This window comes from Kribbella sp. NPDC003557 (assembly GCF_040610805.1).
Taxonomy (GTDB): domain Bacteria; phylum Actinomycetota; class Actinomycetes; order Propionibacteriales; family Kribbellaceae; genus Kribbella.
The window spans coordinates 492,116-515,189 of the sequence record NZ_JBEXMY010000001.1 but is presented as its reverse complement, the minus strand read 5'-3'; the positions used below and the strand labels follow the sequence as shown (position 1 = coordinate 515,189).

The window sequence follows — 23,074 nt, the reverse complement described above, 5'->3', positions numbered from 1 at the left end:
TGATGCAGACCCTCACGCTCAACAACGGTGTCCGGATGCCGGCCCTCGGTCTCGGCGTCTTCCAGACACCGCCCGATGAGACCCGTGCCGCCGTCACCGCGGCCCTCGGTCTCGGGTACCGCCACATCGACACGGCTGCGGCGTACGGCAATGAGCGCGAGGTCGGCGAGGCGATCCGTGACTCCGGGATCGCCCGGGACGAGCTGTTCGTCGAGACCAAGATCTGGATCAGTGACTACGGGTACGACGAGACGCTGCACGGGTTCGGCAAGAGCGCGGGCAAGCTCGGTGTCGAGCAGATCGACCTGCTGATCCTCCACCAGGCGCTGCCGGGCGATTTCGGCAAGACGCTCGAGGCGTACCGCGCTCTGGAGAAGCTCCTTGCCGACGGCAAGGTCCGCGCGATCGGCGTCAGCAACTTCATGGTCGACCACCTCCGCGCCCTCCTCGACGCGACCACCGTGGTGCCGGCGGTGAACCAATTGGAGATTCACCCGTACTTCCAGCAGCGCGAGGTGCAGGCGTTCGACCGCGACCACGGCATCCTGAGCCAGGCCTGGTCACCGATCGGCGGCATCACCTTCTACCGCGACAGTGGCCACACCAGTGCCCTCGAAGACCCGGTGATCGGCAGTATCGCCGCCGCCCACCGCAAGTCACCGGCCCAGGTGATGCTCCGCTGGGGCCTCCAGCAGGGCCGCTCCGTCATCCCCAAGTCGACCAAGCCGGAGAGAATCGCCGAGAACCTCGACGTCTTCGACTTCGAACTCACCACCGCCGAACTGGCCGCCATCGACTCCCTCGAAACCAACAAACGCGGCGGCCCCGCGCCCGACACCATCACCCTGACCACCTTCGGCCGCCCGATCCCCGAGCCCTGAACGTGGCCGTTGGCAACGGATGGCGGTGACATCGGGTAGTTGGTTGATTACTCTGTGACCTGTTGGGTGGGCGACTGCTGACAGGAACGGGGACTTCGGATGGTCGCACGGGTGCGGATCCTGGTTGCGCTGGTGCTCGTGGTGGTGTCCGGAACGGTGCTGCCGGCAACGGCTGAGGCCGATACCGTGCGGGACTTCGGGAAGGTGTTCGGGGCGCAGGCGAACGGCGCGATCCGGATCACCGGGAACACGCTGCTGAGTTGCGACCGGACGGCGGCGGCCTGCCGGGCGGCGCTGGCCGGCGGGAGTTCGGGGGCGAACAACAACGACTGGACGATGGAGCTGGTGGACACCGACTCCGACCCGTCGACCGCGTCCTCCTCGGGAGCGACGGTCGCGCTGCCGTCCGGCGCCCAGGTGCTGTACGCGGGCCTGTTCTGGGGCGCGGCCCGCGGCGCCGGCAAGGGCGGTACGGCGAGCACCGAGGACGGTACGACGATGCGCCTGCGGCTACCCGGCCGCGCGGCGTACCAGACGGTGACCGCGAGCCGGACCGACCTGCTGAACACCGGCTCGAAGAACGACTACTCGTCGTACCTCGACGTGACCGACCTGGTGCGGGCCGGCGGCAACGGCCAGTACTGGGGCGCCGACGTGCCGACCGGGACCGGCGCCGACCGGTACGCCGGCTGGAGCCTGGTGATCGCCTACCAGTCGGCGGACGAACCGCTGCGCGACCTGAGCGTCTTCAACGGGTACGCGAAGGTGAGCAGCGGCGAGCCGGTGCGGACCAGCATCTCCGGCTTCCTCGCCCCGCCGAGCGGCGCGGTGAACGCCCGCTTCGGCAGCGTCACGTACGAAGGCGACGGCGGGATCACCGGTGACTACTTCGCGGTGAACGGCACCCGGCTCGCCGACGCGCAGAACCCGTCGGCGAACTTCTACGGCAGCCGGGTCACCGACGGCGGCGCCAACCTCACCGACCGGACGCCGGCCGGCCTCAACAACCTGGGTATGGACGCGAAGGTGGTGGACGCGGCCGGCATCCTGCCGAACAGCTCGACGAGCGCCGAGCTGACCTTCGCGAGCACGGGCGACGTGTACTACCCGGCCGCGCTGACCACGCAGATCGACCTCTACGCCCCGACGATCGTCGGCACCAAGACGGTCCGCAACCTCGCGGGCAACGACCCGGCGAAGGTTGGCGACACCCTCGAATACACGCTGAGCTTCAGCAACACCGGCGACGACGACGCGCTGCGGGCGACGGTCCGCGACGAGCTGCCGCCCAACACGACGTACGTTCCGGGCTCGCTCAGTGTGGTGGCGGGGCCCACGTCCGGTGCCAAGACCGATCAGGCGGGTGACGACCAGGCAGAGTACGTCGACCGCACGGTCCGGTTCCGGATCGGTACCGGTGCGACCGCCACGAACGGCGGCCGCGTGAAGAAGAACCAGAGCAGCACGGTCCAGTTCCGTGTGACCGTCGACCGGGCCGCCGCCGGCACCACACTCGACAACGTCGGGCTGCTCGACTACACGGCCGAGACCCTGAACAAGCAGTACACCTACCGCACCGACGAGGTGCACACGCCTGTCGCGGCCGAGGCGGATGTGGCGATCACCAAGACCGCCAAGCCGGACCCGGTCCCCGCGGGCGGTGAGCTGACCTACACGTTGGTTGCCCGCAACAACGGCCCCAGCGCCGCGCAGGACGTCACGGTCACCGACACCCTTCCCGACGGCATCGAACTGGTCTCAGCCGGCCCCACCCAGGGATCTTGTACCGCGACAACCTGTGTGCTGGGCACCATCAATTCGGGGTCAACGGCAACGATCACTGTGGTGGTGCGTATCTCGGCCGCGAGTACCGCGACCAACCTGACCAACGTGGCCACGGTCACCACCTCCACCTCGGACCCGAACCCCGACAACAACACCTCTTCGGTGACGACCGACGTGACGCGTACGGCGGACCTCGCGCTCACCAAGTCCGTCGCACCGGCACAACCGGCGCCGGGCGAGTCGGTCGTCTTCACCTTGGCGATCAAGAACAACGGACCGTCAGACGCCGAGCAGGTCCGGGTCGCCGACTCGGTGCCGCTCGGCTTCACGGTCGCCGGCGTACAGTCCGCCGCCACGTGTACGACGGCGGGGCAGGACGTCAGCTGCACACTGGCCAAGCTCGCAGCCGGGTCGAGTGTCGCGGTGCGGATCGCGGCGACGCTGGACTCCGGCTACCGGGGCGGAGCGCTGACGAACACCGCGAAGGTCACCAGCGACACCCCGGACCCGGACGACTCGAACAACACCGGCACGGTGACCGTCACGCCCGGTGCGGCCACGGCGGATCTGGTCGTCCTCAAGGAGACGCTGACCGAGCCGGTGGTCGCGGGACAGCCGATCACGTACCGGATCAGCGTGCACAACAACGGCCCGTCCGACGCCCGAACGGTCCGGCTCACCGACGCCGTACCGAGCGCGTTGACGGGTGTGACGGCGGACAGTTCCGCGGGTTCGTGCACCGTCGACGCGGCCCAGGTCGACTGTGCGCTCGGCGAGTTGTCGGCCGGCTCGACCGCGACGGTCACCGTGACGGGCATCGTGTCGGCCAAGGCGATCGGGCAGCTCACGAACTCCGCGACCGTGACCAGTCCCACGCCCGATCCGGACACCGGCAACAACACCGGGCGTACGACGGACGACCTGACGGCCAGCGCCGACCTGGCGATCACGAAGACCGCCCAGCCGACGCCTGTCCAAGCGGGCCGTCCCGTGACCTACACGCTCACGATCACGAACAACGGACCTTCCGCGGCGCAGTCGGTGAAGGTGACCGACCCGGTGCCGGCCCCGTTGCGGTACGTCTCGTCGACCACCTCCAGCGGCATTTGCAGCGAGGCCGACGGCACGGTGAGCTGCGCCGTCGGCACCGTGGCGCCGGGCGATCTCGTGACGGTGACCGTGGTGGCGGACGTCCCGTCGGGTACGCCGCCGAACCAGCTCGACAACACCGCGACGGTCAGCTCGCCCACGCCGGATCCCGTCGACGCCAACAACTCCGCCACGTACACGCTGCTGACCGGTGCGCAGGCGAACATCTCGATCACCAAGACCGCCTCGCCCGATCCGGTGGTGGCCGGTCAGGCGATCACCTTCCGGCTGACCGTGCGCAACGCCGGTCCGTCGGACGCGCGGGCTGTCTCGGTGGAGGACGACGTACCGGACGCTGTGACCGACGTGTCCGCGAGCGCGAACGGCGGCGCGACCTGCACGGCGGTGGACGGACAGGTGCGCTGCCTGGCGGCGACGCTGGCAGCGGGGGACAGCTTCGTCGTCACTGTCACCGGCGCGGTGGCCGCATCCACCGAGCCGGGAGACCTGGTCAACACCGCGACGGCGACATCGCGGACGCCGGACGACCCGACCGAGTCCGACAACACCTCGACCAGTACGCCGTCCGTCGTGGCCCGCGCCGACCTGTCGGTCAGCAAGACGGCTCCCGCGACGGTTGTCGCAGGCAATGAACTCACGTACAGGCTGGCCGTGCGCAACGCCGGTCCGTCGGACGCGGTCGGCGCGGTGGTCACGGACACGCTGCCCGCCGGTACGACGTTCGTCCGCGGAACCGGGCCCGGCGGCGCGTGCACCCAGGATCCCGCGGTGTCCGAACCGGTCGTCAACTGCCCGGTGGGCCGGATGGCGCCGGACGACGACGCCGAGGTGACGGTCGTCGTGAAGGTCTCACCGGACCAACCCGCGGGCACGCTGGTCAACAAGGCCGCCGTGAGCTCGCAGACCCCGGACCCGAACGACCAGAACAACAGCGACTCCGCCGAGACCAAGGTGACGACGGCCGCCGACGTGTCGCTCTCGAAGAGCGTGGACCCGTCGCCGCTGGTGGCCGGCGGTGAGGCGGTCTACACGCTGACCGCGCACAACGACGGTCCTTCCACCGCGCAGGCGGTGACCGTGTCCGACGTCGTACCGGCCGGGCTGTCGGTGCTGGAGGCAACGAGTGCGGACGGCACGTGTACGACCTCCGGCACGACCGTGACCTGCACGCTCGGCGCGGTCGCCGCCGGCGGCAACGCGGTGGTCGTCCTGCGGGTCGCGGTCGCGGCGTCGCAGACCACCGCGATCACGAACACGGGCTCGGTGACGAGCACGACGCCTGATCCCGACCCGTCGAACAACGACGGCTCGGTGACGACCGATGTCGAGCAGGTCGCCGACGTCGAGGTGATCAAGACCAGCGACGAGGCAACCGTGGTCGCCGGTGGCGGCGTCACCTACCGCCTCACCGTGGTCAACCACGGGCCGTCCGATGCCGCCGGTGTCAGCGCGGTGGACAGCCTGTCGACCAGCCTGTCGCTGGTGAAGGCGGACCCGAGCCAGGGCACGTGTACGACGGCGGACCAGACCGTGCGTTGTGCGCTCGGCGCGATCGCGGCGGGCAAGACGGCGACCGTCGTGATCACAGCGGCGCTCGATCCGGCGTACCAAGGGAAGTCGTTGACGAACACCGCGACCGCGACGTCCCCGGTGACCGACCCGGACGAGAGCAACAACAGTTCCACGGTGACGACCCCGGTCGAGACCCGTGCGGACCTCAGCGTGACGAAAACGTCCGATCCGGCCGGGGTGACGCCGGGGAGCACGTTCGACTACACGATCCTGGTCACCAACGCCGGTCCGTCGACCGCCCGCGCGGTCGTCCTGGCCGACACGATGCCCGCCGGCCTGACGGTCAGCTCCGCATCGCCAGGGTGCACGGTCGAGGGCCGTACGGTGCGCTGCGAACTCGGTGACCTGCCGATCGGGCAGGCGACCGTCGCGCTCCGCGTGCGGCTGGCGTCCGGGTACGACGGTGCGAGCGTGACCAACACCGCGACCGCGACGTCGCCGACGACCGATCCGAACCCGGACAACAACTCCGGCACGGTGGAGTCGCCGGTGACCGCACTGGCGGATCTGGCGATCACCAAGACGATGTCGCCGGCCGAGCCGGTGTCCGGGCAGCCGGTGAAGTACGTGCTGACCGTGAAGAACAACGGTCCGTCCGACGCCCGGATGGTGACGATCACCGACGAGCTGCCGCGTGGCCTGACGAAGATCGGCACCACCTGCACCCTGCTGCCGCCGCTCGCGCCCGGCGCCCCGGACGCCCCGGAGGCCGGCACTGTCCAATGCGGTACGGCCTTGTTGCCCGAAGGGGCACAGATCAGCGTCACGATCACGGCGACCGTGGTGGCCGGCTACACCGGCACGTTGGAGAACATCGCCCGCGTCGGCTCGGCCACGCCGGACCCGGTGATCGCCAACAACGAGGCGAAGGTCATTGGCCGCACCACGCAGTCCGCGAACCTGAGCGTCCACAAGACCGCTTCGGCACCGTCCGTCATCGCCGGACACACGCTGCGCTACATAGTTGACGTGCACAACCAGGGCCCGTCGTCCGCGGCGGGGGTGACCGTCACCGATGTACTCGCGAACGGCCTCCGACTCGCCGGCACCCCGGAGCACTGCATCACGGAGGGCCAGAAGGTCACCTGCGCGGTCGGCCGGATCGACCCCGGTACGACGGCCCGGCTGACGCTGGAGGTCGTGGTGGACGCGTCGTACGGCGGGAGCTCGGTGGCGAACACGGCGACGGCCGCGGCGACCACGCCGGACCCGGACCCGGCCGACAACAGCAGCTCGGTCACGGTGACGGTCAAGCCGCCGCAGCCCGGTCGGCCCACACCACCGAAGCCCGACCAGCCGACACCGCCGAAGCCTGGCACCGAACTGCCGGACACCGGCAGCCCCGCCGGCCCGGCCCTCCTCCTCGCCGCATTGGCGCTGATCGCGGCCGGCGCCGTACTGCTCGCCGCGACCCGCATCCGCCGTACCCGCTCCTGAGGAAGCCGCCCGAGGCCCCCCCGCGGGAGGGTCCCGGGTGAATGGCAACTAGCTGCAAGACGGTCGCCATGGCCCGAGGGCTCGGCTATAGTCGGCCGATCTCGAGCTCTTCGAGAGCACACTGGAGGGGGAACTCCTATGAAACTGCAGCGCTTTGCGCTCGCGGTGGCCGGCGCGGGTCTGCTCGCGGCCGCGGCCGCCTCCGCCCCGGCCGTCGCGAACGGTCAGGCCGACCCGAAGCCGTACTTCTCGGAACGCACCGCCCGGCCGCTGTCCGCGAAGGCTGCGATCGCCGCCACGCCGTGCATCAGTGCGGTCGGCGTGCCCACCGCGGCGGGCACGATGCAGGAGATCGACGCGACACCGTCCACGTCCACGCCGCCGCGTGCCGACATCTACGAGCCGTTCCCGTTCGTCGGCACCCGCGCGGACGCGACCTGGTACTTCGCGACCAACGCGTCGCAGACCCAGTTCTACTACTACGGCCTGCTGCTGCAGGGCGGAAACCTCTACCGGCACACGACGTACCTGCCGGCCGACGAGGAGAAGCCGCCGGTGCCGACCTTCAAGAAGGTCGGGAACGGCTGGACCAGCTTCACGTCGATCGCCACCTCCAACTACAGCGTCGCCCAGCCGCGGCACGCGTACCTGTACGGCCTGAACACCAACGGCAGCCTGTACCGCTACGCGATCGTCGGCACCGGTTTCAAGGCGCTCGGCCCGCTCGCGGGCTTCGGCGGTTTCAAGGCGATGACGGTGATCAGCGAGACCGCGACGTACGACACGCTGCTGATGGTCTCGAAGGCCGGCGCGCTGTGGACCGCGCACATCCCGGTGGCGGCCGGAGCCAAGCCGGTCATGAAGCTGATCCGCTCGTCCGGCTTCGCGGCGTACGAGTCGATCGTCGCGCAGGGCTGCGGCACCCGCGGCGGCACGCTGCTCGTGTTCGCCGACCACAACACCCAGTCCGCCGACCAGTACGCGATGAGCAAGGCGAACGGCACCGCGACCGCGATCACCAAGTACGGCAAGATCCCGGCCACGTTCAACGGCGTCACGCACGTGTCTCTCACCACCCACTACGACCAGCTGGTCGGCGAGTAGTCCGAACAGACCTGATGCCGCGCCGGTTCTCCGGCGCGGCATCAGTCGTTTTCAGCAGCTGAGCGTCCAGAGCCGGGCCGTCGGCGGGGCTTCGACACGCCACGTGGGCGGGGCGGTCGGGTACACGCGGGTGCTGAGAACCCTGCCCGCGCTGGTGAAGACCTCGAGGACCGAACCGTCGAGGACGATCCGCGCCGCCGGCCGGTCCGACGCCGGATCGAAGGCGTCCGTCACCCGCATCCGCCCGCCGTGGGCGTGCCGGTCGAGGCTCGCTTCGCTGCGGTCGATCGTCAGCGCGTGCGCGTCGAGCTCGATCACGAGCCGTTCCTGGTCGCTGAAATGGATCACGACCTGCCCGGGGCCTTCCGGTACGACGATCTCGCACTGCGCACCCGTCGACGCCCCGTCGGCAGGCGAGCCGTCCCCGACCCGGAGCGAGTCGAGTGTCGGAACCGGGGCGCTCCGCAGTGACGCGTCGGCCCCCAGCCAAACGACCCGGGGCAACGAGATCACCCCGGCCCAGTCGTCGTTCCATCCGGGACGGTCGCGCCCCTCCGTCAGCCAGCCGAACAGCAACGGGCCGAACCGGCTGTCGCGCAGGGCGGACGCCGCGTAGAAGTTCGTGCCGTGATCGACCCGCCGCGGAGCCACTGGTGCGTCGGCGTCGAACGACAGCACCTCGCCAGGACCTCCCTCGGGCGACCACGACGAGACCACCGCGATCCGGCGGCCGTCGATCGTCAGCACCTGCGGGCATTCCCACGCGGCGCCGGTGTCCTCGCCGTCCGCGACGCCGCGGGGCAGTTCGGCGAGCGGTCCGGCGTACGTCCAGTGCTCCAGATCGTCCGACCGGTACGACGCGATGCTCGCACCGCGGCCGGCGTACCCGGCGCCGACCGCCATCCACCACGTCCCGTCCTCCCGCCAGACGAACGGGTCGCGGAACATGATCGGGCCGTCGGACGGGTCGGGCACCACCTGGTGCGGCGGCCCGAACGACGCGCCGCCGTCGACGGACACGGCGGTGAGGACCGACTGGTACGGGCGTTCCTCGATCCGGCCCGAGTAGAACGCGCGGATCCGGCCGTCGTCGAGCACCGTGTTGCCGGACCAGCAGCCGTCGGTGTCCGGCCCGCCCGGGTGGGGTGCCATCGCCGGCCGGTGCACCGTCCAGCGGACGTAGTCGGACGACGTCGCATGGCCCCACTCGACCGGGACGTGCATGTCGAGCACAGGCCGCGACTGGAAGTACAGGTGGACGTCCTGGCCCACCTCGATCGGCCCGTTCGGGTCGTTGAGATGGCCTCGCGGCGGTCGCACGTGGAACGCGGGCCGCAGGTGCGCGACCGTGCCGGTCGATCGATGGGCGGACTGGGTCTGGGTCACCGTGACGCTCCTGCCGTGATTCCTGCGATGAAGTACCTCTGGGCGATGACGAACAGCACCACGCTCGGCAGGATCGCCAGTACGACGCCGGCCAGCACGACCGAGATCGAACCGGTGCCGAGATTTCCCTGCAGACCGACCAGACCGAGCGGCAGCGTGAAGCTGTCCTGCGACTGCAGGAAGATCAGCGGCCGGTAGAACTCCGCCCAGAAGCCGGAGAAGTTCAGGATCGCCAGGGTGGCGATCGCCGGGCCGGCCATCTTGGCGTAGATCATCAGGAAGGTCTGGAAGTGCCCGGCGCCGTCGATCCTGGCCGCCTCGCCCAGCTCCTTCGGCATCTGCAGGAAGTACTGCCGCATCAGGAAGGTGCCGAACGCGCTGCCGAGCGCGGAAACCACCAGGGACAACGGGCTGTCGGACAGTCCGAGGTACCGGACGATGACGAACACCGGGATGATGATCGTCTGCAGCGGCACCATCATGGTGGCCAGGAAGATCCCGAAGATCACCGAGCGCCCCGGGAAGCTGACCATCGCGAACGCGTAGCCGGACAACGTGCAGGTGATGGTCTGGCCGATCACGATCAGCCCGGTGACGACCACGCTGTTGACGAAGAACCGGCCGATCGGGATCCGGTCGAAGACCGCGCTGTAGTTGGAGAAGTCCGGGTGCAGCGGGATCCACTGCGGCGGGTTGCTGAACGCCTCGGCCGGCGTCCGCAGCGACGTGGTGACCGTCCACAACAACGGGCCGAGGGCCACCATCGCGGCGATCACCAGGATCACGACGCCGGTGATCCGGCCGATCCGCGCGAGGGCTCCGGTGGATCGTGTCATTGGTAGAACACCAGCTTTCGTGCCGCGAGGAACTGCAGCCCGGTGATGACCAGGATCGCCGCCAGCAGCACGATCGCGATCGCGGAGCCGTACCCGAACTGCAGGTTCTGGAAGCCCTTCTGGTACATCGCGATCGTGACCGTCGTGGTCGCCGATCCCGGCCCGCCCTTGGTCATGATGTACGGCTGGTCGAACAGCTGCATCGCGTTGATCAGGGCAACGACCGCGGCGAACAGGATGGTCGGGCTGATCAACGGGATCTTGATCCGCAGCAGCGTCCGCAGCGGTCCGGCGCCGTCGATCTGGGACGCCTCCAGGACGTCGGTCGGCACCGACATCAGCGCCGCGACGAACAGCACGAACGTGAACCCGACCTGCTGCCAGACCGCGATCAGCACGATCGTGGTCGCGGCCGCGAAACCACTGGTCAGCCACGGCACGTTCGGGATGCCGAGCAGGCCGAGGTAGTAGTTCACGACGCCGAACTTGTAGTCGAACAGGTAGCCCATGAAGATCGACACGGCCGCCGTCGACGCGAGCAGCGGGAGGTAGAACGCGGTCCGGAACACCGTCCGGGCCCAGATCAGCCGCCGCTGGTTGACCAGCACCGCGAGCCCGAGGCCGAGGGTCAGCTGCAGGACGACGATCGCGAGCGCCATCCCGAGCGTCACACCGAAGGACTTGAGCACCGGCCCGTCGGTGAACAGCCGCCGGTAGTTCTCCAGCCCGACGTACTCCGGCGACGAGATGACGTCCCAGGAGAAGAACGACAACCCGAGCGAGGCGACGATCGGGATCGCGGTGAAGACCGCGACGAACAGCACCGACAAACCGATCATCGCGAAGCCGAACCGCGTCTCGCCGTGCGACGCCGGATGGCTGCGGCGCTTCACGGCCGTCCGCCGTACCTCCGCGGTGACAGCGGTCATCAGCCGGCCCCCGCGGCCTTCTCGAGGTCGGACTGCAACCCGTCCAGGGCTGCCTTCGCGTTACCGGACGAGATCGCTTCGGTGGTGCGCTGGTTGAGCGCGGTCGCCAGAGCGTTGTAGTACGGCGGGGCCGGGATCGGGGCGGTGTCGGGGTGCTTGGTCAGCGTGTCGTAGAAGACCGACCAGTGCTTCGGACCGGTCTTCGCGTACCGTGCGGCCGTCACCAGGGACTTGCGGCCAGGCGTGGTCACGTTGCCCGGGAACACCACGTCGAACGTCTCCGGCTTGACGAGCAGCTTCAGGACCTCCCAGGCCAGGTCCTTCTTCTTCGAGGACTTGAAGATCGCGTACCCGCCGGCGCCGAACAGGTGCCGCTGGCTCTTCCACTTCGGGAACATCGTGACGTCGAAGCTGCCGTTCTTCATGCCGGCGTTGGTCAGGCCGCCGGCCCAGAAGCCGCCGCCGATCGACATCCCGATCCGGTTCGATGCGAACAGGCCCTGCAGCGTGCCGCCGCCGCCGACGTCGGGTGACGGGGACAGGCCCTTCCTGGTCAGCTCGATCATGTAGTTCAGCGCCTCGACCGTGGCGTCGGAGTTCGCGGTCGGCGCGCCCCACTTCCAGCCGCCCTTGCGGCCCGCGGCGGCCGCGTCACCGGCGTACGCCTTGTTCCACAGCCAGTCGCCGCCGTCGTACTTGCCCTCCTCGAGCAGGTTGGCGTTGTTGGCGTACATGAACGACGTCCAGCTGCCCCACAGCCGGACCACCCAGCCGAAGGCGTTGATGCCCTGGAACTTGGCGATCCTGGTCGCCGCCGCCTCGAAGTCGTCGAGGGTCCAGTCCTCGCTCGGCGGTACGACGCCGGCGCGCTGGAAGAGGCCGGTGCTGTAGAACATGTTCCCGGCGTTGAAGCTGTCCGGGAGCTCCCACAGGTGGCCCTGGTACATCATCGACTCGACCAGCGCCGGGTGGATGTCGGCGAAGTACTCCTTCAGCGCGTCGAGGTCCTTGGTGACGTAGTCGTCGAGCGGGATCGCGAGTTCCTTCGACGCCATCAGCTGCAGGCCCTCGGTGGCGACGCTGATGATGTCGGGCGGCGTGCCGGCGGCGATCTGGGTCAGCACCTTCGCCAGGAAGTCGTTCCAGTCGGTGCCGTTGATCGCGGAGATCTCGAACCTGATGCTCGCGTCGAGTTTCGCGATCTGCGGCTGCAGCCGGTTCTGCAGCTGGGTGGCCGCGGCCTGCTCACCGAAGTACAGCATCTTCAGCGACTTCGACGAGCCGCCGCTGTCCTTGCCGCAGGCGGCCAGATCGGCCAGCGCGGCCAGGCCGAGACCACCGGCTCCGGCCTTCAGCAGGGTCCGGCGACCGAGCGTGCCGGCAGGCGGATGAATACCGGTCATGGGATGTCCTCCTTGCGCCCAATACGTATTGACCCGGGACCGTAGCAGCGGCTTAGAGTGGGGTCAATACGTATTGGCACCATCTGTGATAGTTGTTGGCGGCAGTGCTCACCGTGGAGGGGGACCGATGGCGAAGAAGGCGGCAGCCGGGCCGAAGCGCGTCACGATGACCGATGTCGCGCGCCGCGCGGGGGTGTCCCAGCCGACCGTCTCGTTCGTGCTGAACGACCGTCGGGACGTCGCGGTGGCCGAGGAGACGCGGCGGCGCGTGCTCGAGGCCGCGGCCGAGCTGGAGTTCGTCCCGAACCGGGCCGCGCAGCTGCTCCGGTCGAACAAGTCGTTCACCGTCGGCGTCGTGACGAGCGGCATCGTCTCCCAGCCGTACGCCGGTCTGATCGTGCTCGGCCTGCAACAGGTCGTCCAGCCGGCCGGGTACGTGTGCATGGTCGTCGACACGACCGACGATCCGGGCCAGGGCGACGACGCCGTGGCGAGCCTGGTCGGGCAGGGCGTGGCCGCGATCGTGTACGCGTCGCTCGCGCCGAAACCGTTGCACCGCAGTCCGCGCCTCGACGGGATCCGCACGATCTTCGTCAACTGCTGGCCGGAGGAGGGGCACGCCGACACGGTCCTGCTCGCCGACGAGTACGCCGGTGGCCGGGCCGCGGCCGCGTCGGTGTTCGACCGTGGGCACCGCGAAGTCGCGTTCCTCGGCGGTATGCGCAACGACTACGCCTGCAAGGAACGCCGGCGCGGCTTCGACGACGCCGCACGGGCGGCCGGTCTGCGTCCGGCGGATCTCGTCCACCGGTACGGCAACTACCAGATCGGCTCCGGGTACGACCTGGCGACCGACGTGGTGTCCGAGCACGGGCCGACCGCGCTGGTGTGCGGCAACGACCGGATGGCGATCGGCGCTCTGCTCGCTCTGCATGCCCTGGGCCTGGAGTGCCCGCGCGACGTCAGCATCGTCGGCTTCGACGACCAGCCCGACGTCGCCGACCAGGTCCGCCCGGGGCTGACCACCGCCGCGCTGCCGCACCTGATGCTGGGCCGCCGGGCCGGTGAGCTGGTGCTGTCCGCGCCGGACGACGCGCCTGAGCGGATCATCGTCGACTGTGAGCTGATCGAGCGCGACTCGGTCGGCGATCCGCCGCGGCGACGTCGGCGGGGGACCCGGCCATGATCCATCGGCGCCCGTCGTCGGGCTTCGTCGGTGATGTGATCCCGTTCAGCCACGACGGTCGGGTCTGGCTGTTCTACCTGCTGGACAGACGTCCTGACGATCCGGCCGCAGGGTCGGGCGGGATGCCGTGGGCGTTGCTGTCGACAACAGATTTCGTGGAGTACACCGACCACGGCGTCGTCCTGCCGACGGGTGGCCGCGACGACGAGGACTTCGACTGCTACACAGGCAGTGTGGTCGCGGACGGGTCCCGGCTGCATCTGTTCTACACCGGTCACAACCCGCGGCGCGGCGACGCGGACGGCTCGTTCCAGGTGGTGTGTCACGCGGTCAGCGACGGCGATCCGACGCAGTGGACCAAGCAGCCCGCGTTGTCCTTCGGCGCGCCTGAAGGCTTCGTGCCGCAGGACTGGCGCGATCCGTTCGTCTACCGGGTCGCTCCGGATCAGCCGTGGCAGTTGGTGCTCGCCGCGCGGTACGCCGATGCGCCCGATCGCCGCTGCGGCGTGGTCGCCCGGCTCACGTCGACGGATCTGGACCAGTGGGAGCTCGCGGAGCCGTTGTGGGAGCCGCATCGGTTCGTTACCCAGGAGTGCCCGGACGTGTTCCGGTGGGGCGACTGGTGGTACCTGGTGTACTCCGAGTTCACCGACGCGTTCCAGACGCGCTACCGGATCGCGCGCGGCCCGGACGGTCCGTGGCGCGCGCCCGGTCGCGACACCGTCGACGGACGGGCGTTCTACGCGGCCAAGTCGGTCGAGTACGACGGACGCCGGTTCTTCGTCGGCTGGATCCCCACGAAACAAGGCGATTCCGACACCAGCCCGTGGCAGTGGGCCGGGGACCTGGCCGTCCTCGAGGCGCACCAGGAGGACGACGGGACGCTGGCTTTCGGGTTCCCGCGCGAGGTGGTCGCGGCGTACGCCGACGAGCAGGACGTCAAGGTGTCCCCGCTCGACGGTGCGGACACCGAACCGGGGCAGGGCGCGCTCGACCGGTACGCCGCGTGGATCGGTGATCCCGTTCCCGAGCAGTGCCTGATCACGCTGACCGCCGATGTCGATCCCGGCACGCAGTCGTTCGGCTTGCTGGTGCACGCCGGGCCTGACGGCGAGGACGCGACCATCGTCCGGCTGGAGCCACAGGCGAACCGTCTGGTCCTGGACCACTGGCCCCGTGGTCGCACCGGCCCCGCACAGTGGCAGGTCCGCGGCGACGTGCCGTACGTGGTGGAACTCGAGCGAGCCTGCCCGTTGCCGCCTGGCCGGCATACCGTGCAGGTGCTGCTCGACGGGACGACCGGCCAGGTCGTTGTCGACGACCGGGTCGCGCTGAGCTTCCGTCGGTACGACGTGGGTGCGGGGCATCTTGGGCTGTTCGTCACGGACGGGGCGTTCGACCTGGTGTCGCTGAAGGTGGCCCGGTAGCCGAGGTACATTGCAGCACCTCGACAACCCGACGCCCACGGGAGTTCGTATGCGCCGTACGCCATTGGTCCTGGGAATCGTCGCGAGTCTCTGCGCGACTCTCGGACTCGTCACCCAAGCGAGTGTCGCCGAGGCCGCCGGGCCGAGCAGCGTGCGCAGGGTCGGGACCGAGGAGTTCGCCGATCCCGGATTCGCCCATCTCGGCTCGAAGTACTACCTGTTCCGGACCGGCGCCGGGTACGGCGCGCGCTGGACGACGAGCGGCGGCTGGTCCGCGGTGCACAAGTCGATGGCGTCGATCCCGGCCTGGGTCGACCACAGCAAGCCGCTGCTGTGGGCGCCGGAGGTCTTCCAGAGCTCGGACAGCCGGGGCGCCTTGTACGTCATGTACTTCACCGGCGAGTCCGCGTCGCGGCACGTGCACTGCATCGGCGTCGCGACCTCACGTCGGCCGGCCGGCAACTACACGCCGGGTGCGAAGCCGGTCGTCTGCTCGCCGTGGGTCTCGCGCGGGTACGAGGCGATCGACCCGGCGGCGTACCGCGCCAAGGACGGCAAGCGGTACCTGATCTACAAGAGCGACTACCGCAACGCGTCCGGATTCCAGATCCGCGCGGTGCAGATGGACAGCCGAACCGGCACGCGCGTCGTCGGCAAGAGCATCGCCAAGATCGTCAGCTCGACCAAGATCGAGGGCCCGTCGGTGATCGCGCACGGCGGCAAGGTGTGGTTGTTCGCCTCACGCGGAGACTACGTGAACTGCTCGTACAACACCGACGTGTGGTCCGCGAACTCCTTCTGGGGTGGACGTTTCACCCGCGTCAAGACCTTGATGACGACCAGGTCGACGCGACTCTGCGGGCCCGGCGGGGCGACCGTGCTGACCGTCGGCGCGACCACCCGGATCGCGTTCCACGCCTACGTCGACGCGAACCACAACGGGGTCAAGGACTCGAACAAGCGGCAGGCGTACACCGGTGTCGTGAAGTGGAACAGCGCCGGAAACCCCTACCTCGCCTAGGGTTTGCGCAGATCAGCGGGCCTTCCTGGCGGTGTCCGCGACCACCCCGGCCGCGACGTCGCGGAGTTTGATGTTGCCGGTCTGCGACGTCCGGACCATGAACGTGAAGGCCCGGTTCGCGTCCAACTGGTAGCGCTCCATCAGGATCCCGATGGCGGTGCCGATCGTGGTCCGGCTCTCGAGCGCCTCGGTCATCGTCGACTCCTGCCGGCTCCAGCCCAGCAGGACGGCGGCCCAGTCGGCGTACATGCCCGCGACGTAGTGGGCGTCGGCGTCGAAGGCCTGCGGCTTGTCGGCGTACAGGTTGAGCGCGCCGCGGACGCGCGGGGCGGCCCGGAACTGGAACGAGAGCTGCGAGTGCATCCCGAGCGCGGCGGCCTTCGGACCGTACTGCGGCCACCGGTCGTCCGCGCCCAGGTTGTCGACCTGCACGACCGGCTCGGTCAGCGCCGCGTCGAGGCAGGGTCCCTCGCCCAGGTCGTACTGCAACTGGTCGGCCTCGGCCGCGACCGGGTTGGTCGGCGCGAGCGTCTCGATCGTGCCGTCGGTGCTGGTCACCGAGATGCTGGCACCCGTGATCCCGGGGATCGTCGCGGCCACGCTGGAGGTGATCAGCTCGAGCGAATCATCGGCCGTGACCGGCGTTCGCAGTGTGTCGGCGACCGTCGACATCAGGTCGGCCAACTCCGGTAGTTCCATCGCAGTACCCTCGACTCGTGTGGTCGGCGGCGCCGACCGGTGGATTCATTGTGCGTCCTGCGGTCCATCGTGCCCACCCTGCCCCGACCGGCAGACCGGCCGCGGCGGATCGCCTATGATCCCGACGATCCAGGAGAGGACCCGGCGCCGGCCGGTCCACGTTGCCGATGGGAATCCCGTTGCGAACAGACGACGAGCAGAGCGTGCGCCGCAAGGCGGCAGAACTCGCCGACGCGGCGCTGCGACTCCAGTCCGCCATGGACACGACCGACCTACTGACAGTGACGGCCGAGCTCGCGGCGGCATTCTTCGCCTGCCCGCTGGTCGGAGTCGCCGCGCTCGGCCGGGACGCGGCCCTGCTCGACGTCGCCGGTCCCGCCGCGGACCTCGTCCGCGACGAGGCGTCGGTGCCCACCAGCGCCTTGCGCCGGTCGCTCGAGGCGGGCGAGCCGCTCTCCGCCGGCGGACAGGGCGGTGAGCGGCGCGTGACGCACGTGCCGTTGATCCCGGGCCGCGGGCGGGCCTTCGGAATGCTGTCGCTGTACTGGCCCGGGGCGGCCCCGGACCTGACGTACGTCGGGCCGTTCTCGACCCACGTCGCGGTCGCGATGGAATCGCTGTGGTACCAGCACCGCTTGCACGCGTCGATCGAGGCGCACCGGGTGGTCAGCTCGAGCCTCGGCATGCTGATGGAGCGCTACGGCATCGACAGCCGCGAGGCGTACGAGGTGCTGAGCGGGATCTCGCTGGAGTACAACGTGACGCTGCCCGAGATCGCTCGCCGGGTCATCGAGGACCGCGACCTGCCGGTCTCCCGCTGACCGTTCGGCTCTCTGTGCGCGGCCGTGAGCGGACAGTCGCGATCGCGGGGGATGAGGGTGTGTCAGGTTGCCCGTGGGGTGTGGCGGTGATAGTTGTAGGCGAGGTCGATCGGTTTAGCCAGCAGCCGAGTACTGGCCCGCGCCTTCGTGCGCGCTGAGCCGTCGGGTTGCCTGCGTCGTCGACTGATCAGGTGTCCGGCAGAAAGCTGCTGCCCTCATGCTCGATGAAGGTGCCGAACTGGTCCTCCGCACCACCGATGCCGGGCCGTACCTGCTGGTCCGGGTCGTGGGTGACCTCGACCTGGAGAGCGCGCCGGTGCTCACCGCGAACCTGAAAGCACGGCTCGGACCACGCCCGGTCGTGCTGGATCTGAGCGGGGTCGAGTTCATGGACTCGAGCGGACTCGGTGTCCTGGTCGGTGCGCACAAGGAGGCGGTGGCGCGCGGCGGGGCCCTGGTCCTGGCGGCGCCGAGTCCGCGGGTGCACAAGATCTTCAAGGTCACCAAGCTGCACAAGGTGTTCGCCGTCCACGAGACGCTCGACCAGGCGGTCGAAGCGGTCGCCACGGCCGCCGGCACGGTGACCGATGATCAAGGCTGAGGACACGACCGGCGCCGGGTACGCCGGCCTCGACGTGCCGGCGACGACCGGGGTCCGTCCCGAGCTCGCCGAGGACATCGCGCTGGCGATGGCCGGCTCGCTCAACCTGCGGCGCTCCGTCCTGCAACTGCTCGACGGGGTGCGCCCGGAGGTCGCCGACTGGGCGGTGGTCGCACTTGCCGGTCCGCAGGGCGCCGGTCTCCAGTTGTTCGGCGGCAGCGACGTCACGGCCGAGCTGACCGTGTCCCGGCGCAGAGTGGCCGGCACGGCCCTCGGGCGGGTGCTGACGACCGGTCTGCGGGAGCTCCTGCATGTCGCCGCCGGGGTCGAGGACGGTCTGTCCGCGCTGATCCCGCACTCGGCGCTGCGTCAGGAAGCAGCGTCTTTGCGGCCCGCCGACGTCCTCGCCATCGGCCTGACCGCCCGCGGCGCGACACTGGGCGCGCTGATCATGGTGCGCGGGCAGGGGCGTGGGTTCGGTCCGGACGACATCGAGCAGGCCGAGCGGATCGCCGCCCGGGCCTCGCTGGCGCTGGACTCGGCCCGCCTGTACGAGCAGCGCGGCGAGATCGCGTCGGCGTTGCACGACAGCCTGGTACCGCCCCCGCTGCCGGACGTGCCTGGTGCGGTGCTCGCGGCGCGCTACCGGCCGGCGGCCGAGCAGCTGGACATCGGCGGTGACTTCTACGACGTCTTCCGTGCGGGCGAGGACTGGCTGATCGCCCTGGGCGACGTCTGCGGCAAGGGTGTGAACGCTGCCGTCCTGACCGGCAGGGCCCGGCAGAGCCTGCGGACCGCGGCGCATTTCGAGCGCGAACCGGGCGCTCTGCTGTCCGCCCTGAGCTCGGTCTTCCACAACGACACCTCGGAGCGCTTCATCACGCTGCTCTGCCTGCGTGTCCGCGCCGAAGAGGCCGGTGACCTGGTCGTGGAGGTCGCGTCCGCCGGTCACGCCCCGCCACTGCTCGTCCGCGCCGATGGCCAGGTCGAGGCCGTCGAGGCCGAAGGTGCCGTGCTCGGTGTTGTCGGCGATGCGCAGTACGACGCGACCACGGTCCGGCTGGGGCCCGCCGATCAGCTGGTGCTGTACACCGACGGCGTCGAGGAGGCCCGCGGCGCGTCCGGGTTCTACGGCGACGAGCGGTTGGTCGAGTTGCTGGGCCGGCTCGCCGGCGCCGCACCGGACGTGGTGTGCGCGGCGGTCGAACAGGACGTGGTCGAGCACCTCGACGGCCGTAGTCATGACGACATCGCCGTGGTATCCGTCGGCTGCGCGCGGACGACCGGATGAGCGCGACCGATTTCGGAGCGACCCTGACGGCGTTCCAGGACGCGGTGGCGAGGGTGGACGTCACCGCTGCGCTCGACGTCGTGGACACGGCACTGCTCGCCGGCGCGGACCCGGTCGCGCTGCTGACGCATGTCGTCGGTCCGGCCCAGCGCGTGGTCGGCGACAAGTGGCAACGCGGCGAGTGGTCGGTGGCGGACGAGCATGCCGCGACCGCGGTGGCCATGTCCGCGACCGAGACCATCGCCCGGGCAGTACGCCGTACGCCGGTCGTCCGGGGGCGGGTCGTGGTGGCGTGCGCCGAGCGTGAATGGCATGCGCTCGCGGCGATGATGATCGACTGCGCGCTGCGTTCCGACGGCTGGGAGACGACGCTGCTCGGCGCGTCGACACCGGCGCTGCGGCTGAGCCAGTACCTGCAGGATCTCGGCCCGGACGCGGTGGCGGTCAGCTGCTCGGTCCTCGGCTCGCTGCCGACGACGCGACGATTCATCGAGGCGTCGAGAGCCGCGGGCATCCCGGTGCTGGTCGGCGGGCCTGCCTTCGGGACCGACGACCTGCGGGCCCGCAGCCTCGGCGCGACCGCCTGGGCCGCCGACGCGACCCACGCGATCGAGGTCATGCGGACCCTGCCGGCCGTGGTGCCCAGGGCGGATCCGCTGCCCGCGGCCGCGGCGGCCGAGCAGGCCGCGCTCGAGCTGGAGCACTCGGCCCTCGTCGCCGGCCTGATGTCCAGATGGCCGGGCGAGGAGTGCGATCTGGATCCCGACCTGGTCAAGGACTCGGTCGAGCAGTTGCTGCACGCGGTCTGGGCGGCGCTGCTGACCACCGACCCGCGTCCGGTCGCTCAGACCGCGAGCTGGATCACGGCGCTGCTCGAGTTCCGCCGGCTGCCACCCGCGTTGGTGGCCCGCCTCCGGGACGAGGTGACCCGGGCGCTGCGCGACTATCCGCTGGCGAGCTTCCTGTTCGCCACGTCCTGGACCTGAGTGCCGCTCATGATGTTGCCGTAGGCACCTTTCGCTGGGACCTGCTCGGCCACCAGAACCGGTCGCCGAGCAGGAAGGCCAGCGCCGGGACGACGACGGTGCGGACCAGCAGGGTGTCGAGGAGAACGCCGACGCAGACGATCACCCCGACCTGGGTCAGCGTGATCAGCGGAAGCACGCCGAGCACCGCGAAGACGGACGCCAGCAGCAGCCCGGCGCTGGTGATGACGCCGCCGGTCACCCGGAGCCCGGTCAGCATGCCTTCCCGGGTGCTCGTCGTCCGCGCCTCCTCGCGGGCCCGCGTGGTGAGGAAGATGTTGTAGTCGACGCCGAGCGCCACCAGGAACAGGAACGACAGCAGGATGACTTGTCCGTCGAGGGCCGGGAATCCCAGCAGCTGGTCGAACAACAGCCAGCTGGCCCCGAAGCTCGCGAAGAACGAGGCGATGACGGTCAGCAGCAACAACACGGGCGCCAGCACCGAGCGCAGGACGGCGACCAGCACCACTCCCACCAGCAGCAGGATCAACGGCATGATCAGCAGCCGGTCGCGCTGGTCGGCCTCGTTCGAGTCGAGCGTCTCCGCCGCGCCGCCGCCGACCAGGACATCGGCTCCGACCTGATCGAGCCGCTGCCGGAGGTCCCGGACCACGTCGAAGGACTCGGAGCTGCCCGGCTCGGCGGTCAGCACCACGTCGTACGAAGCCAGTTGGTCGTTGCGGGCGGCCGGCCGGACCTCGGCGACACCGGGCGCGGCCTTGATCGACGTCGTGATGGCGGACGCCTGCTGGGCCGGACCGATCACGGTCAGCGGCTCCGTGGAGCCGGCCGGGAACGCCTCGGCCAGGATCTTGGCGCCGCGAACCGCCTCGGGCTCGACCCGGAACTGCTCGTTCTGTGCGAGGCCGGTGCGGACGCCGAACGTGCCGAGCGCGAGCCCGGCGAGCACCAGTGTGGAGAGCACGAGCACCACCGCCGGCCGGCGCGCGACGCCCGCCCCGAGGCGGCCCCACAGTTTGCCCTCGGTCGCGGTGTCACCCACCCGCGGGACGAACGGCCAGAACACCCTCCGCCCGAACAGCACCAGGACCGCCGGCAGGACGACGAGCCCGGCGACCATCGCCAGGGCGATACCGATGATGCATCCGATCGCGATGCCGACCAGCGTCTCGGTGCTGGCGAGCAGCAGCAGGCCGAGCGCGGCGATGACGGTCCCGCCGCTGGCCAGGATCGGTTCGGCGACCCGGCGGACGGCGAGGGCCATCGCGAAGCCGGGTCGCTCCTCGTGCCGCAGGATCTCGCGATAGCGCGCGATCAGGAGCAGCGCGTAGTCGGTGGCGGCGCCGAAGACCAGGACGCTGACGATCCCGGTGACCTGCCCGCCGCCGGGAATCCCGAGGCGGGACAGGACCTGGTCGGACAGGCTGGTCGTGACCTGCTCGGTGAGCCCGACGACGATCAGGGGCAGCAGCACCAGGCCGGGGCTGCGATAGGTCAGCAGGAGCAGCAGCGCGACCACCGCGGCGGTGACGAGGATCAGCTTGGTGTCGGCGCCGTCGAAGACTTTGGTGAGGTCGGTGGTGAAGGCGGCGGGGCCGGTGACGGCGGTCTCCAGGCCGGACGGCAGATCGCGCAGTTTCTCGCGTAGTTGGTCGACCGCGGTGGCGATCGCGGCGTCGTCGCGCTCCGACAGGGGGAGCACGGCGAGCGCGACGCGCCCGTTCTCCGGGACCTGCAGCGGCGCGCGCACACCCACCGAGCCGGCCTTGGCCTGCGCCGCCGACCGATCGGCGGCGGTCAGCGAGCCGCCGTCGGACCGGCTGAACACGATCAGGGCGGCCGACGCGTCGGCCCGCGGGAGTTGCGCGCGCAGCTGCTCGACCTGCGCCGACTCGGCCGCGGTCGACAGGCCGGTCGCGGATCTCGGCCCGGCCTCTCCCGGGCTTGGCAGCAGCAACGCCGCGGCCGCCAGCAGGACGGCGACGAGGACCACGAGGGCGGCCGTGCGCCGACTGCGCACCAACCGGGCCGGACCTGGCACAGTGACTCCCAACGGGGCGATGAAAACTCGATGATCAAGTATCTTGATTTTCAAGACATTAGGAGGTGGAGGTGGTGGAGCGCAAGTCCCGGTCCCCGCAGGACGACCTGGTCGGCCTGGTGCAGATGCTGGTCGCCGAGGGGCAGCGGATCGCGCACGTCTTCGCCCAGCGGCACGGCATCCACGGGACCGATGTCGAGGCACTGGTGCGCATCCTCGTGGCCGGCGAGCGCGGCCGGCCGCTGACGGCGGGGCAACTGGCCGCAGAGCTGGGGTTGACGACCGGGTCCGTGACGACGCTGCTCGACCGGCTCGAACGCGCCGGTCACGTCCGCCGCGAACGTGATCCGGCGGACCGCCGCCGGGTGATCCTGCGGTACGGCGAGCCGGGCCGCGAACTCGCCGGCCGGTTCTTCACGCCGCTCGGGGCGCATCACCGCGCGGCCACCGGCGACTTCACTCCGGACGAGCTCGAGGTCGTCAAGCGCTATCTGACGGCGTCCATCGACGCCTTCCGCTCGTACCGCTCGGAGCTGAGCGAGCAGCCCAAGCACTGAG

General features: G+C 70.1%; 17 protein-coding genes. 11 read left to right on the top strand and 6 right to left on the bottom strand.

What is annotated here, in order from left to right; all coding sequences use genetic code 11:
* The first annotated feature begins 2 nt into the window (after positions 1-2).
* The 3 genes from ABZW60_RS02495 (at position 3) to ABZW60_RS02485 (ending at position 7,889) form a co-directional block, all read left to right on the top strand.
* The gene (locus tag ABZW60_RS02495) at positions 3-881 is read left to right on the top strand and encodes an aldo/keto reductase (protein ID WP_355473236.1); all 879 of its coding nucleotides are present in this window, start codon (positions 3-5) and stop codon (positions 879-881) included.
* Positions 882-980: 99 nt separating this feature from the next.
* Positions 981-6,785, top strand: coding sequence for a hypothetical protein (locus tag ABZW60_RS02490; protein ID WP_355473234.1), 5,805 nt, complete (start codon positions 981-983; stop codon positions 6,783-6,785).
* Between the two features lie 138 nt (positions 6,786-6,923).
* Positions 6,924-7,889: a hypothetical protein gene (locus ABZW60_RS02485; RefSeq protein WP_355473232.1), complete on the top strand. Its 966-nt coding sequence runs from the start codon at positions 6,924-6,926 to the stop codon at positions 7,887-7,889.
* 51 nt (positions 7,890-7,940) lie between these two features.
* Here ABZW60_RS02485 and ABZW60_RS02480 read toward each other — a convergent pair whose 3' ends face one another.
* Genes ABZW60_RS02480 through ABZW60_RS02465 form a run of 4 tightly spaced genes read right to left on the bottom strand, consistent with a single transcriptional unit; the run spans position 7,941 to position 12,443 of the window.
* Positions 7,941-9,275 (bottom strand): glycoside hydrolase family 32 protein, encoded by a 1,335-nt coding sequence (locus ABZW60_RS02480; RefSeq protein ID WP_355473230.1) that lies wholly within the window; start codon positions 9,273-9,275, stop codon positions 7,941-7,943.
* Positions 9,272-10,111, bottom strand: coding sequence for a carbohydrate ABC transporter permease (locus ABZW60_RS02475; RefSeq protein ID WP_355473228.1), 840 nt, complete (start codon positions 10,109-10,111; stop codon positions 9,272-9,274). Before ABZW60_RS02475 ends, ABZW60_RS02480 begins: the two co-directional genes overlap by 4 nt.
* A complete protein-coding gene (locus tag ABZW60_RS02470) occupies positions 10,108-11,040 on the bottom strand; it encodes a sugar ABC transporter permease (RefSeq protein ID WP_355473226.1) in 933 nt (310 codons plus the stop codon). The genes ABZW60_RS02475 and ABZW60_RS02470 overlap by 4 nt, the downstream gene beginning before the upstream one ends.
* Positions 11,040-12,443 carry a sugar ABC transporter substrate-binding protein gene (locus ABZW60_RS02465; RefSeq protein WP_355473224.1) on the bottom strand — a complete coding sequence of 468 codons (1,404 nt, stop codon included), beginning with the start codon at positions 12,441-12,443 and terminating at the stop codon, positions 11,040-11,042. The genes ABZW60_RS02470 and ABZW60_RS02465 overlap by 1 nt, the downstream gene beginning before the upstream one ends.
* Before the next feature lie 127 nt (positions 12,444-12,570).
* Here ABZW60_RS02465 and ABZW60_RS02460 point away from each other — a divergent pair, with 127 nt between their 5' ends.
* The 3 genes from ABZW60_RS02460 to ABZW60_RS02450 are packed head-to-tail and all read left to right on the top strand — an operon-like array spanning position 12,571 to position 16,077.
* The gene (locus tag ABZW60_RS02460; protein ID WP_355473222.1) at positions 12,571-13,629 is read left to right on the top strand and encodes a LacI family DNA-binding transcriptional regulator; all 1,059 of its coding nucleotides are present in this window, start codon (positions 12,571-12,573) and stop codon (positions 13,627-13,629) included.
* The gene (locus ABZW60_RS02455) at positions 13,626-15,056 is read left to right on the top strand and encodes a GH32 C-terminal domain-containing protein (protein WP_355473220.1); all 1,431 of its coding nucleotides are present in this window, start codon (positions 13,626-13,628) and stop codon (positions 15,054-15,056) included. Before ABZW60_RS02460 ends, ABZW60_RS02455 begins: the two co-directional genes overlap by 4 nt.
* Before the next feature lie 49 nt (positions 15,057-15,105).
* Complete coding sequence (locus tag ABZW60_RS02450) at positions 15,106-16,077, top strand: family 43 glycosylhydrolase (protein ID WP_355473219.1); 972 nt, start codon at positions 15,106-15,108, stop codon at positions 16,075-16,077.
* Between the two features lie 12 nt (positions 16,078-16,089).
* Here the strand turns inward: ABZW60_RS02450 and ABZW60_RS02445 are convergent, their stop codons facing one another.
* Positions 16,090-16,776: a GAF and ANTAR domain-containing protein gene (locus tag ABZW60_RS02445; RefSeq protein WP_355473217.1), complete on the bottom strand. Its 687-nt coding sequence runs from the start codon at positions 16,774-16,776 to the stop codon at positions 16,090-16,092.
* Positions 16,777-16,955: 179 nt separating this feature from the next.
* Here ABZW60_RS02445 and ABZW60_RS02440 point away from each other — a divergent pair, with 179 nt between their 5' ends.
* The 4 genes from ABZW60_RS02440 (at position 16,956) to ABZW60_RS02425 (ending at position 20,475) form a co-directional block, all read left to right on the top strand.
* A complete protein-coding gene (locus tag ABZW60_RS02440) occupies positions 16,956-17,597 on the top strand; it encodes an ANTAR domain-containing protein (RefSeq protein WP_355473216.1) in 642 nt (213 codons plus the stop codon).
* Between the two features lie 217 nt (positions 17,598-17,814).
* The gene (locus ABZW60_RS02435) at positions 17,815-18,198 is read left to right on the top strand and encodes an STAS domain-containing protein (protein WP_355473214.1); all 384 of its coding nucleotides are present in this window, start codon (positions 17,815-17,817) and stop codon (positions 18,196-18,198) included.
* Positions 18,185-19,489 (top strand): SpoIIE family protein phosphatase, encoded by a 1,305-nt coding sequence (locus ABZW60_RS02430; protein WP_355473212.1) that lies wholly within the window; start codon positions 18,185-18,187, stop codon positions 19,487-19,489. The genes ABZW60_RS02435 and ABZW60_RS02430 overlap by 14 nt, the downstream gene beginning before the upstream one ends.
* On the top strand, positions 19,486-20,475 hold the full coding sequence (locus ABZW60_RS02425; RefSeq protein WP_355473210.1) for a cobalamin-dependent protein: 990 nt from the start codon (positions 19,486-19,488) through the stop codon (positions 20,473-20,475). The genes ABZW60_RS02430 and ABZW60_RS02425 overlap by 4 nt, the downstream gene beginning before the upstream one ends.
* Positions 20,476-20,482: 7 nt before the next feature.
* Here the strand turns inward: ABZW60_RS02425 and ABZW60_RS02420 are convergent, their stop codons facing one another.
* Complete coding sequence (locus tag ABZW60_RS02420; RefSeq protein ID WP_355473208.1) at positions 20,483-22,495, bottom strand: MMPL family transporter; 2,013 nt, start codon at positions 22,493-22,495, stop codon at positions 20,483-20,485.
* Positions 22,496-22,590: 95 nt separating this feature from the next.
* On the opposite strand from ABZW60_RS02420, the gene ABZW60_RS02415 reads away from it, so the two are divergent.
* Positions 22,591-23,073, top strand: a complete 483-nt coding sequence (locus tag ABZW60_RS02415) for a MarR family winged helix-turn-helix transcriptional regulator (RefSeq protein WP_355473206.1) — start codon at positions 22,591-22,593, stop codon at positions 23,071-23,073.
* Position 23,074 lies beyond the last annotated feature (1 nt).

Bases quoted from the DNA above. Each gene is read 5' to 3' on its own strand.
- ABZW60_RS02495 (WP_355473236.1), top strand. From the start codon at position 3: ATGCAGACCCTCACGCTCAACAACGGTGTCCGGATGCCGGCCCTCGGT.
- ABZW60_RS02490 (WP_355473234.1), top strand. From the start codon at position 981: ATGGTCGCACGGGTGCGGATCCTGGTTGCGCTGGTGCTCGTGGTGGTG.
- ABZW60_RS02485 (WP_355473232.1), top strand. From the start codon at position 6,924: ATGAAACTGCAGCGCTTTGCGCTCGCGGTGGCCGGCGCGGGTCTGCTC.
- ABZW60_RS02475 (WP_355473228.1), bottom strand. From the start codon at position 10,111: ATGACACGATCCACCGGAGCCCTCGCGCGGATCGGCCGGATCACCGGC.
- ABZW60_RS02470 (WP_355473226.1), bottom strand. From the start codon at position 11,040: ATGACCGCTGTCACCGCGGAGGTACGGCGGACGGCCGTGAAGCGCCGC.
- ABZW60_RS02465 (WP_355473224.1), bottom strand. From the start codon at position 12,443: ATGACCGGTATTCATCCGCCTGCCGGCACGCTCGGTCGCCGGACCCTG.
- ABZW60_RS02460 (WP_355473222.1), top strand. From the start codon at position 12,571: ATGGCGAAGAAGGCGGCAGCCGGGCCGAAGCGCGTCACGATGACCGAT.
- ABZW60_RS02455 (WP_355473220.1), top strand. From the start codon at position 13,626: ATGATCCATCGGCGCCCGTCGTCGGGCTTCGTCGGTGATGTGATCCCG.
- ABZW60_RS02450 (WP_355473219.1), top strand. From the start codon at position 15,106: ATGCGCCGTACGCCATTGGTCCTGGGAATCGTCGCGAGTCTCTGCGCG.
- ABZW60_RS02445 (WP_355473217.1), bottom strand. From the start codon at position 16,776: ATGGAACTACCGGAGTTGGCCGACCTGATGTCGACGGTCGCCGACACA.
- ABZW60_RS02435 (WP_355473214.1), top strand. From the start codon at position 17,815: ATGCTCGATGAAGGTGCCGAACTGGTCCTCCGCACCACCGATGCCGGG.
- ABZW60_RS02430 (WP_355473212.1), top strand. From the start codon at position 18,185: ATGATCAAGGCTGAGGACACGACCGGCGCCGGGTACGCCGGCCTCGAC.
- ABZW60_RS02425 (WP_355473210.1), top strand. From the start codon at position 19,486: ATGAGCGCGACCGATTTCGGAGCGACCCTGACGGCGTTCCAGGACGCG.